The sequence below is a fragment of the Streptomyces sp. cmx-4-9 genome (genome assembly GCF_046548835.1).
Classification (GTDB): domain Bacteria; phylum Actinomycetota; class Actinomycetes; order Streptomycetales; family Streptomycetaceae; genus Streptomyces.
The window spans coordinates 427,758-442,323 of sequence record NZ_JAEBEE010000009.1 but is presented as its reverse complement, the minus strand read 5'-3'; the positions used below and the strand labels follow the sequence as shown (position 1 = coordinate 442,323).

General features: G+C 76.5%; 10 protein-coding genes. 5 read left to right on the top strand and 5 right to left on the bottom strand.

The window, feature by feature from the left end; translation table 11 throughout:
• Positions 1-181: 181 nt before the first annotated feature.
• The 3 genes from ACLJTM_RS28595 to ACLJTM_RS28585 form a co-directional block, all read right to left on the bottom strand.
• Positions 182-4,975 carry a hypothetical protein gene (locus ACLJTM_RS28595; protein WP_411106607.1) on the bottom strand — a complete coding sequence of 1,598 codons (4,794 nt, stop codon included), beginning with the start codon at positions 4,973-4,975 and terminating at the stop codon, positions 182-184.
• Positions 4,976-5,025: 50 nt separating this feature from the next.
• Positions 5,026-5,934: a hypothetical protein gene (locus tag ACLJTM_RS28590; protein WP_411106606.1), complete on the bottom strand. Its 909-nt coding sequence runs from the start codon at positions 5,932-5,934 to the stop codon at positions 5,026-5,028.
• Between the two features lie 283 nt (positions 5,935-6,217).
• A complete protein-coding gene (locus tag ACLJTM_RS28585; RefSeq protein WP_411106605.1) occupies positions 6,218-7,723 on the bottom strand; it encodes a hypothetical protein in 1,506 nt (501 codons plus the stop codon).
• Positions 7,724-7,838: 115 nt separating this feature from the next.
• Between ACLJTM_RS28585 and ACLJTM_RS28580 the strand changes: the two genes are divergently transcribed.
• The 3 genes from ACLJTM_RS28580 to ACLJTM_RS28570 are packed head-to-tail and all read left to right on the top strand — an operon-like array spanning position 7,839 to position 10,104.
• Positions 7,839-8,627, top strand: a complete 789-nt coding sequence (locus ACLJTM_RS28580; RefSeq protein WP_411106656.1) for a LamB/YcsF family protein — start codon at positions 7,839-7,841, stop codon at positions 8,625-8,627.
• Positions 8,624-9,241: a 5-oxoprolinase subunit B family protein gene (locus ACLJTM_RS28575; RefSeq protein WP_411106604.1), complete on the top strand. Its 618-nt coding sequence runs from the start codon at positions 8,624-8,626 to the stop codon at positions 9,239-9,241. Before ACLJTM_RS28580 ends, ACLJTM_RS28575 begins: the two co-directional genes overlap by 4 nt.
• A complete protein-coding gene (locus tag ACLJTM_RS28570; protein ID WP_411106603.1) occupies positions 9,238-10,104 on the top strand; it encodes a biotin-dependent carboxyltransferase family protein in 867 nt (288 codons plus the stop codon). The genes ACLJTM_RS28575 and ACLJTM_RS28570 overlap by 4 nt, the downstream gene beginning before the upstream one ends.
• An 85-nt stretch (positions 10,105-10,189) precedes the next feature.
• On the opposite strand, the gene ACLJTM_RS28565 is transcribed toward ACLJTM_RS28570, so the two are convergent.
• Positions 10,190-11,587 carry a HEAT repeat domain-containing protein gene (locus tag ACLJTM_RS28565; RefSeq protein WP_411106602.1) on the bottom strand — a complete coding sequence of 466 codons (1,398 nt, stop codon included), beginning with the start codon at positions 11,585-11,587 and terminating at the stop codon, positions 10,190-10,192.
• A gap of 332 nt (positions 11,588-11,919) precedes the next feature.
• The gene (locus ACLJTM_RS28560; protein ID WP_411106601.1) at positions 11,920-12,348 is read right to left on the bottom strand and encodes an ankyrin repeat domain-containing protein; all 429 of its coding nucleotides are present in this window, start codon (positions 12,346-12,348) and stop codon (positions 11,920-11,922) included.
• Between the two features lie 315 nt (positions 12,349-12,663).
• Between ACLJTM_RS28560 and ACLJTM_RS28555 the strand changes: the two genes are divergently transcribed.
• Positions 12,664-12,858 (top strand): hypothetical protein, encoded by a 195-nt coding sequence (locus ACLJTM_RS28555; protein ID WP_030706611.1) that lies wholly within the window; start codon positions 12,664-12,666, stop codon positions 12,856-12,858.
• 72 nt (positions 12,859-12,930) lie between these two features.
• Positions 12,931-14,556: a hypothetical protein gene (locus ACLJTM_RS28550; protein ID WP_411106600.1), complete on the top strand. Its 1,626-nt coding sequence runs from the start codon at positions 12,931-12,933 to the stop codon at positions 14,554-14,556.
• Positions 14,557-14,566 lie beyond the last annotated feature (10 nt).

The window sequence follows — 14,566 nt, the reverse complement described above, 5'->3', positions numbered from 1 at the left end:
ACTCTTGCCCCCGTCCTGGGTGTACGGCCCGGCGGGGCCGGGGCCGCGCGGCCGGCAGGACTTTCGCCGGGCGCGCCCGGCCGCTGCCGGAGATTGCAGGGGCCGCCTGGGGCGGCTCCCGGGCCGCGCGGAGGCAGGGCCGGGCCGGTCGGCCGATCCGGCCCGGTCGGTCCTGCGGCCGTCAGGCCGGCGTGCTCCGGCGGTACATCCGGGTCGCCGTGATCTCGCCGTGGATGGTCTCTCCGTCCGGTGACTGCTGCGGCAGGCCGGGGCGCAGGTGCTCCTCCACGCTGATGTACTTCAGGCCCGCCCGCAGGTCTGCATCGTTGCGCAGCCGGATGACCAGGGGGAACTCGGCCAGGGCGGTCGTGTCGAACAGGCCCGTGGTGTAGAGCAGCTGCACACCGAGCGCGTCGGACACGGCCCGCTGGAGCTCCAGCAGGTACGTGGCGTTGGCGCGGCCGATCGGATTGTCGAGGAACAGCGTGCCCGCGTGGCGGTGCCGGTCGCGGCCGCGGTCGTTGCTGCGCAGCGCCGCCATCGTGCAGTACAGGGCGATCGCTGCGGTCAGCAACTGCCCGCCGGAGAAGACGTCGCCCATCTGGCCGACCGGGACCCGCTCGGCGCGCAGCACCGCGTCCGGCTTGAGGATCTCGACGGAGATGCCCTTGGGCTCCAGCGCCGCCTGGACGGCGCCCAGCAGCAGGGACATGCCGTCGCGGCGGCCCTCGCCGAAGGAGGCGGTGCTGTTCTTCTTCACCGCCGCCCGGGTGGCCTCGTCGATCACCTCGCCGAGCCGTTCGGTGAGCGTGGCCTGGTCGGGCTCCTCGAAGCGGATCCGCAGGAACTCCTGCCCCGACCACTCCCCGAGGCCTTCCGGCAGCTGGGACAGGCGCTGCGCGGAGCGCAGGGTGGCCAGGGCCGATTCGACGAGCCCGCGCAGCCGGTCGACGATGCTGTCGCGGTTGCGCTCCAGCTGCGCCAGCTCGTCGGTGAGGACCCGCAGTCGCGGCGCGAAGGCGGCCGCCCAGGCCGCCGCGTGCTCCGGCAGGGCTGCGGCGGGCAGTTCGCGGATCTGCTGGCGCGCGGGGGTGCGCACCTGCTCGTAGCGGGTGGCGTTGGCGTGCCGGACCAGGACGTCACCGGCCTCGCGCAGCGCGGATTCGGCGGCCGACAGGTCGGCGGCGCACCCGCGCAGGGAGCGCCGGGCCTCGGCCGCGGACTGGCGGGCCTCCTCCAGGCTGCCGGGGTGGGGTACCGGCTCCTGTTCGTCCTCCGGGTGCGCGTGGTCGCGCAGCAGGTCCCGGAGCAGGGCCGCGGTCTCGTCGAAGCCGCCGGCGCCGTCCTCGGCGGCCCGGTGGGCGCGCAGCAGGTCGGCGTGGGCGGAGCGGGCGTGCTCCACGGCGGCGGTGTGGGCGGCGAGCTGGGCGGTGGCGGTGCGCAGCAGGGCCTGGGCCTGGTCGACGTCCGCGGGAACCAGTTCCTCGGGGAGGTCGGTGTGCGCCCCGCCGTCGGCGGGGGCGTGCCGTTCGGCTTCGCCGCGCAGCCGGCCCAGCTGCTCGCTGGCGTGGGAGGCGCGGGCCTCCAGCATCTGCACGAGGGATTCCGCGCGGGCGGCGGCGGCCTGGCGGGAGGGCCCGTCGGCGCCGTCGGTGCCTTCGAGGAGCTGGGCGGCGCGGGTGCGGACCTTGTTGGTGAGGCGGTCCAGTTCGGCGAGGGCGGCGCTCTCGTCGCTCTCGGCGCGGGCCTGTTCGGCGCGCAGGTCGGCGCCGACGCCGACCTTCTCGTAGAGCCGGGAGGCCGCGCGGTAGGCCTCGCGCAGGTCGGGCAGGGGCGGGCGCCGGCCCTGGGGTGTGCCGTCGTCTTCCGGGAGGGGCTCGGGGGCTCCCGCGATCTCGGCGCGCTCGGCCCGCAGGGCGCGTGCGGTGCGCCGGGCGTCGTCGGCGGCCCGCTGGGCGGCGCGGCGGTCCTCGTCGGCGGCGCGGGCCCGGTCCAGGCAGGCCTCGGCGCGCGCCTCCGATTCGGCGGCCTCGTCGGCGAGTTCACGCAGCCGCGCCTGCCAGCCCGCACGTTCGCGCAGCCGGAAGGCGAGGCCCGCGAGGGCGTCGGCGACGCGGCGGGCGCGCTGGGCGGTGTCCTGGCGCTCGTCGCGGACGCGGAGGGCGTCGGCGGCGGCCTCCTCGGCCTCGGCGCGGACCGTACGGGCTTCCGCGAGTTCGGCGTCGGCCTCCTCGGCGAACGTCCGGGCGGCCCGGGCCTGCCGGGCGAGTTCGGCGAGGCGGCCGGGCGGGCAGCCGGTGCGCCAGGAGGCGAGGCGGGCGGCCAGCTCGCGGTCCCCCGACAGGCGGGCGGCCAGGTCGCGGATCTCGGCGTCGCGGTCGGCGGCGCGGGCCCGCAGGGCCTGGCGCTCCTCGTCGGCGGCGTGCTCGTCGTGCATGGCGGGGTTCGGCGGCACGATGAAGATGCCGGAGGCGGCCGCGCCGGGGCCCTCGCCTGCCGGGGGTACCGGCGCCAGCAGGGCCGCGGCCGTGCCCACGGCCACTGTGGAGCGGGGCAGCAGGGCGGCACCGGAGAGGACCTCGCGGGCGCGGCTGTGGGTGTCGGGGTCGGTGATGACGACGCCGTCGACGAGTTCGGGTCGGGCGGCGAGGACGGCGGCGTGGTCGGCGGGGTCCACGGACTGCGCGAGGTAGCGCCAGCCGGGGAGGGCCGGGATGCCGTGCTCGCCGAGGTACTCGACGGTGGCGAGGACGTCGGGGCCGGGCGGCAGCAGGCCGCCGTCGCCGAGGGCGCCGAGGATGCGGGCGTCGTCGGCGGCCGCGGTGCGCAGGTCGAACAGCTGGCGTTCCGCCGCGGCGACCCCGTCGGTGAGCAGCGTGTGCAGGTCGCCGGCGTTGCGGTCGAGGTCTTCGGCGCAGAGTCCCGCGGCGGTGGCGACGGCCCCCGGGGCGGTCTCCGCGGCGCGGTCCGCGGGGCCGTGGCCACCGGAGTCGCCGTGGCCACCGGAGCCGCCGGGGCCTGCGGGGGCGTCCCCGCCGCCGCCGGGCCGGCCGGGCGTGGTGCGGGCGTCCTCGGCGGGGGCGTCGCCCGTGCGCGGGCCGGGGACCGAGGCGTCCGCGGCGTCCGCGGCGGCCGGCAGGCCGAGGAGTTCGGCGAGCCGCGGCGCCGCGGCGAGGGAGGCGGCGGTGCGGTGCTCCGCCTGGTGGGCCGCCTCGGCGGCGTCGGCTGCGTCGGCGGCGCGGGCGGCGGTGAGTTCGGCGCGGGATTCCGCGGCGGCGGCATCGCGGGCTTCGTCGGCGGCGGCGCGGGCGGCGGCGCGGGCCTCGTCCCAGGCCGCCACGGCGGTCTGCTCCGCGTCGGCGGCGGCGAGGGCGGCGCGGGCCGGGTCGGCGTCGGGGGCGGAGTCGTCGAGCCAGCCGGCGCGGACGGCCTCGGCGGTCTCCTGCTGGACCTCGCCGAGGCGCGAGCGGAGGTGCTCGGCCTCGCTGCGGGCCCGCTGGGCGGCCGTGGCGGCGGCGGTGGCGTCCCGGTGGGCCGCCTCGCCGGTCTCCTGGAGGACCGCGGAGCGCTCCTCCTCCTCGTTGGCGAGGCGTTCGCCGTGCTCGGCGGCGGTGTGCAGGGCACGTACCAGCTCGGTGGCGGCGGTGGCCCGGGCGGCCAGCGCGGGCGCTGCGTCCCGTTCGGCTTCCAGGATGGCGGCGGCGACGCGGGAGGAGCGGTCGGCTGCGGCGCGCAGGCGCAGGACGGTCTCGGCGGCCTGCCAGGCGGAGTGCAGGGTGCGGGCTTCGAGGAGTTCGCGGCGCTGGGCGGCGGCCGCCTTGTCGGCGACGGTCAGGGCCAGCGAGGCGTGCCGGTAGGCGAGTTCGGCGGAGATCGCGGCGCTGCGGGCGCGGGCGGACTCCGCGGAGGTGACCTCGTGGGCGGCGCCGGTGACGCGCTGGGCGAGGTCGGCGGCAAGGCCGCGTTCCCGGGTGGCGCGGGCGGCGAGCCGGCGGGCGAGGGCGCGGGTGCGGCGTTCCGCGCCGGCGTGGACGTCGCGGAGGCGGGCGCGGGCCGCGGCCGCCTCGACGATCTTGGTGAGGAGGTCCACCGACCCGGCGGTGAACTCGCGTTCGGCCATCAGCTCGGCGCGGCGGCCGAGCTTGTTGCCGAAGCCGTGCACGAGGTCGGCGAGCCCGTCGGTGTCCCGGGTGTCGGTGACGGCGCGCAGCAGGAGGTCGGTGAAGTCGGAGTCCTTCTTGACCGCGAAGAGGCCGGCTGCCTCGCCCTCGTCGGCGTTCATCTCGCGCTGGTAGCGGAACAGCTCCGGGTCGAGGCCGAGTTCGGTGAGGTGCTCGTTCCAGCGGTCGTGGATCTCCTCCCAGCCCACGTCGAGGTGCGGGTAGGCCTTGCCCGCTTCGGTGAGGGCGTCCCGGAAGCCCTTCATGGTGCGGCGGCGGCCCTGGGCGCCGGAGACGCCTTCGGCGGTCGCGCGCACGGAGGTGGCCTCGGCGACGGGCAGGTTGTCGAGGCTCAGGCCGGGCCCGGGCCGGAAGGAGTACCAGGCCTCGGCGAACTTGCGGGGGTCGTTGGAGACCTGGCGGCCGCGCCATTCGCTGACCTTGCCGACGACCAGGCACTCACCGGTCTGGGTGTGCTGCCACTCCAGCGCGACGTGGCCGCAGTCGTCGGCGAGCAGGAACTTGCGCAGGACGCCGGAGCTGGCGCCGCCGAGGGTGTTGCGGTGGCCCGGGAGCATCACGGAGAAGATCAGCTTGAGGAGGACGGACTTGCCGCCGCCGTTCTCCAGGAAGAGCACTCCGGCGGGCGCGGGGCGGCGCGGCGGGCCGGTGGGCTCGTCCTCGAAGAACTCCGCCTGGGTGGGCGCCGGGTGGGGCACCGGCTCGCCGACTCCGCGCAGGTCGAGCACGGTGTCGGCGTAGCGTGCGCCGGCGGGCCCGATGGAGTAGAGGCGGATCCGGGACAGCTCGTACATGGCGGCGGACTCTCGTGGTGGCTGGGTGAGGCAGGGGTGCGGGGCGGAACTCAGGCGTGGAAGGGCAGCCCGGCGTCGGCCGCCAGTTCCAGGTCGTCGCCCTCGGGCGGCGGCAGCAGGCTGGCGGAGCCGTCGCTGACGGCGACCACGCCGAGTTCCAGGAGCTCGGCCATGGCCGCGCTGCCCGCCATGTCGCGGACCTGGAGCTGGTAGCGGGGGGTGGTGCGGTAGGTGCCGCCGGAGTCGTCCCCGGTGCGCTGGAGGAAGCCGGACTCGGTGAGGAACGCGGCGGCCTTGCCGACGATGCCGGTGGTGGAACCGGCCAGCCGGCGGGCGTCCTTGGTGGCGCCGGTCGCACTGCGGCGGGCGTAGACGCGCCAGGCGGCTTCCAGGCCGGGGGCGTCGGTGGCCGGGTCGGTGTTCTCACCGAGCTCCTCGGCGCGCTCTTCCAGGCGGCGGCAGGCCTGCCGGACGAAGGCGTCGACCCCGTTGACGGTGACGCGGCCGATGTAGCCGTCGTCGGCGAGGTCCTCGGGGCGGGGGAAGGCGAGGGCCGCGACGGCGAGGTGCGCGAGGCCGTGCAGGAACCGGTCGGCGGACTCGGCGGCGGTGCGGCGGGCGTAGTCGCCCATCCGGACGGCGAACACGGATTCCTCGCCCGCGGCGACGGCCATGCCCGCGCGGGGCGACACCTCCAGGACGACGAGGCCGAGGCCGGTGGCGACGGCGTCGGCGAGGCGGCCGAAGGCGGGCTCTTCGCGGTAGCGGCGCAGCAGCTCGGCGTACTCGGCGTCCCGGGCGGGCAGCAGCTTGGGCTGGAGCCCGAACGCGACGAGCCGGGCCGCGTCGGCGGCGTCGGCGGGGGTCACCGCGGCCGATGCCGGGGCGGCGGGCGCGACGGGGCCCGACGGGCCGTCGGGCTCGCTCCACGCAGGGTGCTCGGCGTGGTGGTCGCTCACGGGCGGATCTCCTCGGCGGTGCGGTGGGGGGTGGCGTGAGGTACGGCGCAGCCGCGGGGTGCGACGGCAGCTCCGGGGCCGGGGCCGAAGCCCGGGCCGAAGCCCGGGCCGGAGCCGGAACCCCGGCCGGAGCAGGCGGGGTCGGCCCCGGGGCCGGGCGGGGGTGCGTCCGGCGGGACGGCGGCTGCGCGCGAGCCGTCCGGCACTCCGCCCCGGGCCCCGCGCCTCGGACGCCGGCGGGGCTGGATGGTGGCCTCGGCGCTGCACGCGGGGGCACGCCGGCTCACGTCGCCTCCGCCCGGGCCGCCGCCATGCCCGCCGCGTCCAGCAGTGCCGTGCCGACGATCAGGTCGGCGCCGCCGAACTCGGGGTCCTGGAGAGGGGTGCCGTCGTCCACCGCGAAGAGCAGCCGCTCCTCGCCCTGCCGGTAGGCCGTGCCGACGGCCGGGCTCGCCGCGTGCACGGCCAGCAGCGCCACCAGGTACGGCAGGTCGGGGTCGGTGCGGCGGGCCTCGGCGAGGAGCCCGGACAGCCGCCGCGGCGCGTCGTGCGGAAGGGTCAGCAGCTCCGTGGCGCAGGCGAGCTGCTCCTCGCTGAAACGGCTGTCGTCGGGGGTGGCGATCAGGTCGGGCTCCGGCATCTCCGCGCCGAGGTGCTCCCGTTCGACCGGCGGGGTCAGCAGGATCTCGACGAGGTCGGCGACCCGCACGCTGACGGGGGTGCGCAGTCCGGCGCCGGCGGCGAAGAAGGCGTCGGTGACGCGCCCGGCACTGGCCAGGGGCAGCGGCAGCAGGGGGGCCACCAGCTGTCCGTACAGGTCGATGCCGGAGCGCGGCGCGGGGGCGGCGAAGGCCTGCCGGTCCTGCTCGGCGCGGAACAGCGGTCCGGCGTCCAGCAGTCGGGACTGGAGCTGGGTGTGGCGGCGGATGCAGTCCTTGACGATGTCGACGAGCTCGGCGGCGCGCCGCTTGTTCTCGGGCTCCTCCGCCTCGTCGCGCGCCTTGCGGATGTTGGTGAGGATCGCGTTCTCGTGGCGGTAGCGGGCGGCGACGTGGTCGAGGGCTTCCGCGATCATGTCGGGGACGGCCTGCAGCCAGTCCACCGCCCGGACGTTGCGCCGGGTGGCGTCGAGGGTCCGGCGCAGCGTCTCGGCGTACTGCACGGTCCGGTAGCGGGCCTGTTCCGCGGCGAGCTGGGCGTCCGCCAGCCGTCCTCGGCTGATCAGCACCTCCAGCTTGACCTCGGCGGCGATCTGCGCGCTGGTGACGTCGGTGTCGAGGGCGCCGACGAGGACGTTGACGGCCTCGTCGGTGGTGCGCAGGTAGACGGTGCCGCCGGGGCCCGGCACCTCCTCGATCAGCTTGAAGTCGTAGTCCCGGCGGACGTAGACCCCGTCCGGGCCGAAGGTGCCGTAGAGGGCGCGGAAGCCGCGGTCGACACTGCCGACGTTGATCAGGTTCTCCAGCACCCAGCGGGCCACCCGCTCGTGCTCGGCCGCCGGACGGGCCGGTGCCTGGGCGGCGACCCGGGGCAGCAGTCTGGTCACCACCTGCTCGTGGTCCGCGCCGGTGTCGAAGTCCATGGTGAGCGTGACCAGGTCGATCGCGGCCAGCGCGACCTCCGCCATCGCGTAGATGCCGTACTCGCCCGCCAGATTGGCCTTGCGCACGTCGAGGTCGTGCAGCGGGGCGGTGCAGGCGAGGGCGCGCAGCCGCCGGGCCAGGCCCTCGTCGGCGGCCGGGCCCGGCGCCGGGGACGGAAGGGTCTTCGCCGGGGCGGGGAGAGTCACGGGCAAAGACTAGGCGCTGACCCGGACAACAACCCAAACGGCATGGTTCGGCCGGATCGTCCCGGCCTCCAGGGAGACGGTGTGTCCGCTGTTCTACGCTCGCCGCATGGCTTCCATGATCACACCTTCGGCCGGGGCCGGGCCCGGCGCCCCGGTCGACCTGAACGCCGACCTCGGCGAGGGCTTCGGCCGCTGGACGCTGACCGACGACGAGGCGCTGCTGTCCGTCGTCACCAGCGCCAATGTGGCCTGCGGCTTCCACGCCGGGGACCCGTCCATCATGCGCCGGGTCTGCGAGCTGGCCGCGGAGCGGGGGGTTCGGATCGGGGCGCAGGTCTCCTACCGCGACCTGGCCGGCTTCGGGCGCCGCTCCATGGACGTGCCGCCCGCCGAACTGGCGGACGAGGTGGCGTACCAGATCGGGGCGCTGGAGGTGTTCGCCCGGGCGGCCGGCTCCAGGGTGTCGTACGTGAAACCGCACGGTGCGCTGTACAACCGCACCGTCCACGACGCCGGGCAGGCAGCCGCCGTGGTGGCCGGAGTGGTCACGGCCGGGGGCGCGCTGCCCGTGCTCGGGCTGCCCGGGTCGCTGCTGCTGGCAGCCGCCGGGGAGGCCGGGCTGGTCCCGGTACCGGAGGCGTTCGCCGACCGCGCCTACACCCGGGCCGGGACGCTGGTGCCGCGTACCGAGCCGGGCGCAGTGGTGCACGACCCGGATGCGGTGGTGGCGCGGGCGCTGCGGATGGCGGCCGAGGGCGCGGTGACCGCCGCCGACGGCTCCGCCGTCCCCGTGGCCGCACGCTCGCTGTGCCTGCACGGGGACACCCCGGGGGCGGCCCGGCTGGCGCAGCGGGTGCGCTCGGCGCTGGAGGAGGCCGGGGTCCGGGTGGAGGCGTTCGCATGAGGACCCTGGTGGTCGGCGAAGAGGCCCTGCTGGTCGAGTTGGGGACGGCCGAGGAGGTGGCCGCGCTCCACGCGGAGCTGCTGCGCCGCCGGGACGCGGGCGAGCTGGGCGGCGTACGGGACATCGTGCCGGCGGCGCGGACCGTCCTGCTCGACGGGGTACGGGACCCGGCCGGCCTCGGGGCCGGGATCCCGCGGTGGGAGGTGCCGCGGCTCACCTCGGCCCAGGGGCCGCTGGTGAGCGTCCCGGTGCGCTACGACGGCCCGGACCTGGCCGAGGTGGCCCGGCTGTGGCAGGTGGCGCCCGACGAGGTCCCCGCCGTGGTCGGGGCCGTCGAGTTCCGGGTGGCGTTCTGCGGCTTCGCCCCCGGTTTCGGCTACCTGACCGGTCTCCCGGACCGCTTCCACCTGCCTCGCCGGGCCACGCCCCGCCCGGCCGTCCCGGCGGGCTCGCTGGCGCTGGCGGGCGAGTATGCGGGGGTGTACCCGCGGTCCTCCCCCGGCGGCTGGCAGCTGGTCGGCTCCACCGACGCCGTGCTCTGGGACCCGGAGCGGGAACCGGCGGCCCTGTTCGCGCCCGGGGTGCGGGTGCGGTTCACGCAGGCGCCGGCATGAGCGGACTGCTGGTGGTGCGGCCGGGCGCGCTGACGACGGTCCAGGACCGGGGCCGGCCCGGGTACGCCCACCTGGGGGTGCCCCGGTCGGGGGCGCTGGACACGGCGGCGCACGCCCTGGCCAACCGGCTGCTCGGCAACGCCCCGGACGCGGCGGCTCTGGAGACGACCCTGGACGGGGTGGGCCTGCGGGCCCTGGCCGCGACGGTCGTGGCGGTCACCGGTGCGCCCTGTGCCGTACGGGTGGACGGCCGGCCGGTGCCCTGGGGGGCGCCGGTGCGGCTGCCGGCCGGGGCGGAGCTGGAGGTGGGCCCGGCGCGGTCGGGGGTGCGCAGCTACGTCGCGGTGCGCGGAGGGGTGGCCGTCCCGCCGGTGCTGGGCAGCCGCTCGACGGACCTGCTGTCGGGGCTGGGGCCGCCGGTCCTGTCGGACGGTCTGCTGCTCCCGGTGGGCGGGCCGGGTCCCGCCCCGGACGCGTGGCCGGACGCCTGGGGTCTGCCGGGGGCGCCCTCGGAGCTGGCGCTGCCGCTGCGCCTCGGCCCGCGGGCCGACTGGTTCACCGCCGCTTCGCTGGCCGGGCTGTGGCGCACGGGGTTCCGGGTCTCGGCCGTGTCCAACCGGATCGGCCTGCGCACGGAGGCGGGTACGCCGCTGGTCCGGGCCCGCTCCGGTGAGCTGCCCAGTGAGGGCATGGTGCTGGGCGCGGTCCAGGTGCCGCCGGACGGGCTGCCGGTGGTGTTCCTGGCCGACCACCCGGTGACGGGCGGCTACCCGGTGGTGGGCGTGGTTCCGGCGGGGCCGGCCCTGGACGCGGCGGCCCAGGCCCGCCCGGGGACGCCGGTGCGGTTCGTCCGGGCGCGGTGAGGGGCGCCTGACACGCCCCGGCCCGGCCCCCGGTGTCAGGGGGCCGGGCCGGGGCGTGTGCGTCAGGGCCGGGGCGTGAGCGGCGCTACACGGCGGACTCCGGTGCGATCCGGCTCCGTACGGCGGACTGCACGTCCTCCTCCTCCGCCGGGTCGGTGGCCAGGTGGCGCAGCCGTGGGGCGACTCGGGCGTCGGCCGTCTCGGCGTGGCGGGCGGCGACCTCGCGGGTGCTCTCCTCGCAGTCCCACAGGCACTCGACGGCGAAGCCGGCCGCGAAGCCGGGGTCCGTGCTCGCGAGGGCCTGCGCGGCCCGGCCGCGCAGCTGGGAGGAGGCCGTCTCCCGGTAGATGTGGCGCAGCACGGGGGCGGCGCAGCCGATGGCGAGCCGGCCGGCCCCGTCGACCAGGGCGAACAGCCTGGGGGTGTCCGGGCCGGCGCCGCGGACCGTGGAGCGCAGGGCTCCGAGGACCAGGGGCGCGTCCTCGGCCCCGCCGCGGGCGGCCAGTACGGCGGCGGCGGCGGCTCCCAGGGCGTCGGGGCGGTGGATCCAGCGCCGGGCCCGGTCGACGGCGGCGGGGCTGCACATGCGCTCGTACGCGGCAACGGCGGGCTCGTCGGCGGCGGCTTCGATGAGGTCCAGGACGGCCGGGTTGTCCGGTTCGGCGAGGACCAGGTGGTGCAGGGCGGTGGCCCGGGCGGCTTCTCCGCAGGCTCCGGCGGCCGCCGCCAGAATGGCGGTGCGGTCCTCGGGAGCGGCCACGGCGGCGAGGCAGCGCGCGGCGGGCACGTGCAGCGGTGTGCCGCGGCTCAGCCCGTCGGCGGCCCAGTCGAAGACGGCCTGGACGCCCCAGCCGGGCCGGGGGCCGCTGGGGGTGAGCTGGCGCTGCCAGCGGTCGAAGGAGCCCTGTTGACGGGCTGCGCGCAGGCGCTCCCCGTGCTCCGGGGTCTCCTCCCACAGCCACCACGGCCGGGGCTCGTAGGCGTCGCGTACGGCGGCGGCCAGCCGCGCCTCGCCGTCCGCGGTGGCGGGGAAGCGGGCGAGGACGGGCCCGGCGAGGGAGCGCAGGCCCTCGTCGTCGTCGCGCAGGGCGAGCTCGTCCAGGGCCCAGGCCCAGTTCGCGCCCGTGGCGGCGTAGCGGCGCAGCAGCATGAGTGCGTCGTCGCGGCCGTAGGAGGCGAGGTGGCCCAGGACGGACAGGGCGAGGCCGGTCCGGTGGTCCTCGTCGTCGACGAGGTCCTCGGCGTCGAAGAGGTGGGCCTCGATCGCGCCGAGCGGGCCGTCGAGGTCCAGGTACAGGCGGGCGTAGTAGAGGGAGCGGTTCTCGACCTGCCAGTCCGTGCGCGGGTCGCGGAGCACGCACCGGTCGAGGGCCTGGAGGGCCTCCGCGCGGGGCGCCGCCAGGGCGTGCAGCGTGCCGTCGCCGCGGCCCCGCTGGAGGAGCCCGAGCAGGGTGCCGCTAGGCGCTATGACTGGTTCGAACATGGGAGTGGCCTCAAATCAAGCTGGGGACGCAACCGGGAATCGGAATTCACAGGGCCGCGCAACAGCATGCGAGGACGTCCGCCGTCGTGTTCCGCTCGATGTAGACCATTGCCTTCTCACTCTCGTCGGTGCTTCTCGACCAGGGCGGCGGTCCCCCGGCAGGAGGGGGGTCGGACACCCGTTGTGTCCTGCCCGCTCCTGCCCGTCCGCCCAGTTCGCGAATCGAATCCGTCGCCATGATGACCCAGCCGGTTTGTGCACCGCGACCACATTTATGGCCGCCGTGACCAGACTGTGAGGTCTGTACCGGCCCGCACCCGGCAAAAAACGGACTACTTGGCTCCGAAGAGTTCCAGCAGGTCCGCCTTGGCGAACATGCGCGCCGTGTCCACGGCGGAGGGGGTCCCGGCGTTCGGGTCCGCGCCGCCGGCGAGCAGCGCGCGGATGACGGCCTCCTCGCCCTTGAAGACGGCTCCGGCGAGCGGGGTCTGGCCCCGGTCGTTGGGCCGGTCCGCCTCGGCGCCCCGGTCGAGCAGGACCGTGACGGCCTCGGCGTGGCCGTGGTAGGCGGCCAGCATCACGAGGGTGTCGCCGCGGTCGTTGGTGAGGTTGGCCGGTACGCCGGCGTCGACGTAGGCCGCGAGCGTGGCGGCCTCGCCCTGGCGGGCCAGGTCGAAGATCTTGGTGGCCAGCTCGATGACGTCTTCGTCGGGGCCCTCCGCAGAGGGGCCCGGAGAGGTGCCCTCGGTGTGCTCGCTCATCGTTCGTGGCGCCTTTCACTCGCTGCCTGCCCGGCCCGTCCGGACGCCCCGTCCCCGGGCCCGGCGGGCAGGGGGATGCACGGCACGGCGTCCGTACGGGTGAATCGCCAGAGTAGCGCCCGCGCCCGGGCGTACCGGGGCCGGGCCGAGGCGAGGATCACCCTTGCCCCCTGTTCGGCGGACGCGCCAGCCGGGGTGAGCCGGTCAAGTGAAAAATCGCTCGATTCACCCGTATGCACCTTTTGTCGCATTGATACTTCCTGTGAGCCTGGAACAACTGATGGTGACTGTCCCCACCCACCAGGAGAAATTCTCATGGTCCTGTCCATCTCAGGTGTCGTCCTGCTCGGCATCATCTGCTTCCTGTTCTTCAAGAAGGACGGGATGAAGCTGTCGCACGCGTTCGTGTGCTCGCTCTTCGGCTTCTTCCTGGCCGGCTCCGCCATCGCCCCCAGCATCACGGCGAGCACCGCGAGCCTCGCCAGCCTCCTCGGCGGGATCAAGCTCTAGCCGGGCCCCCGTACGAGAACACCCAGCCCCACCCGAAGCACCCGTCACACCCCACAACTCCAGGAGACGCCCGTGGCCCGGCGCCCACTTCCCCGCATCCTCAGCAGCGGCACCACGTCGCTGGCACGGGGCCGCGACCTCGCTCGCACGGCCGCCGACAGTGCCACGGACGTCCTCCATCCGCTCCTCACCATCGGACGCGGCCTGCGCATCCTGGCCTCGGCCGGGCGGCGCAAATGGTCCGAAACGCCCAAGGACAAGCGTGGTCCCGCGCTGTTCCTGGGCGCCGCCTGCGTCCTCGTGGTCGCGCTCGTCCCCTACGGCCCGCTCTTCGCCATGATCACCGTCATGGCGGCGGCGGCCTGGCAGGGACGCGACCGCACCCCGGTGAAGACCGGGCCCAGCGATGCCGAGACCGAACGCCTCGGCTCCCTCTACGAAGCCCTCGTGCCGTACTTCTCCACCCCGGAGGACCCGAACCCGCTCTTCGCCCACGGCGGGGACTGGGACAAGGCCTTCAGCGGCTACGAGTTCGACGAGGCGGGCCGCATCACCCGGCTGCGCATCCGCTACCCGGCCTACTTCACCGATGGCGAGGCCGCCTCACGGACCCGGATCGAAACACTGCTGCACGCCAAGTCCGGGCGCGGACGGGAGTATCTCTTCGACTGGGACGAGGAGGGCAACCAGCTCGACCTGAGCGTGCTGGCGGCGCTGCCGACGGGCATCGCCGCCCAGCCGTTCGTCACCTCCCCCGGGGAGACCGTGCTCGGCTTCACCGACGCCGCCGGCGTGCAGCGGACCCTGCCCGTTCAGGAGGCCGGCGAGCCGCGCGACGTGCCGCCCGTGCTGTGGCGCACCGGACCCCGCTCCACCGAACCCCACCTGCTCGCCGTGGGCCAGCCCGGCAGCGGCACGTCCACCCTGCTGCGCTCGATCGCCCTCCAGGCCCTGCGGCACGGGGGCGACGTCCTGGTCGTCGAGGGCGGCGGCAGCGGCGAGTACGCCTGCCTGGCCGGCCGCACCGGGGTCCTCGCCGTCGAATGCGGGCCGACCGGCGCACTGTCCACCCTGGAATGGGCCGCGCAGGAGACCGAACGCCGCCTCGTCGCCACGCACCGGGCTCGCGAGACGGGCCGCCCGGCGCCCGAGGACACCACCCGCCCGCTGTGGATCCTGCTGGACCGGCCCAGCGTGCTGGCGCACCTCGCGGCAGCCGACGGCCGCCCCGACCCGCTCGCCCGGCTCCAGGTGCCGCTGCGGCACGGCCGGGCCGCCCACGTCACGGTGGTGGTGGCCGAGCAGTTCGACCACCTGGAACTGCTCGCCGACGCCGTGTGGCAGCACACCCGCGCCCGCGTGGTCCTCGGCCCGGCCGAGACCGGGCAGATCTCCGACGTCCTCGGCCTGCCCCCGCACACCACCCCCACCACGCAGGTCCCGCCCGGCCGCGGATACGCCCGGCTCGGCGCGGGCCCGGTGCACCGGCTCCAGGTCCCCGCCACCCCGGACCCGTACGACGACGCCACGCACCCCGGCCACCGCCAGGCCGTACTGGACCTGCTGCCCGACCGGCGCCAGGACCAGGCGGCCCCGCAGGGCGGACCCGACGGCCCCGCCCCCGCCAAGGCGCTCCACCCGCAGCCCCCGGCCCCCGGCTCCGCCCAGGCCCCGGAGGTCCCGGCCGAGGCGCCCTGATCCCGGCGGG

What these genes read in the sequence shown, in the direction of transcription:
- ACLJTM_RS28595 (WP_411106607.1), bottom strand. Translation starts at nt 4,975, where the DNA reads ATGTACGAGCTGTCCCGGATCCGCCTCTACTCCATCGGGCCCGCCGGC.
- ACLJTM_RS28580 (WP_411106656.1), top strand. Translation starts at nt 7,839, where the DNA reads ATGATCACACCTTCGGCCGGGGCCGGGCCCGGCGCCCCGGTCGACCTG.
- ACLJTM_RS28575 (WP_411106604.1), top strand. Translation starts at nt 8,624, where the DNA reads ATGAGGACCCTGGTGGTCGGCGAAGAGGCCCTGCTGGTCGAGTTGGGG.
- ACLJTM_RS28570 (WP_411106603.1), top strand. Translation starts at nt 9,238, where the DNA reads ATGAGCGGACTGCTGGTGGTGCGGCCGGGCGCGCTGACGACGGTCCAG.
- ACLJTM_RS28565 (WP_411106602.1), bottom strand. Translation starts at nt 11,587, where the DNA reads ATGTTCGAACCAGTCATAGCGCCTAGCGGCACCCTGCTCGGGCTCCTC.
- ACLJTM_RS28560 (WP_411106601.1), bottom strand. Translation starts at nt 12,348, where the DNA reads ATGAGCGAGCACACCGAGGGCACCTCTCCGGGCCCCTCTGCGGAGGGC.
- ACLJTM_RS28555 (WP_030706611.1), top strand. Translation starts at nt 12,664, where the DNA reads ATGGTCCTGTCCATCTCAGGTGTCGTCCTGCTCGGCATCATCTGCTTC.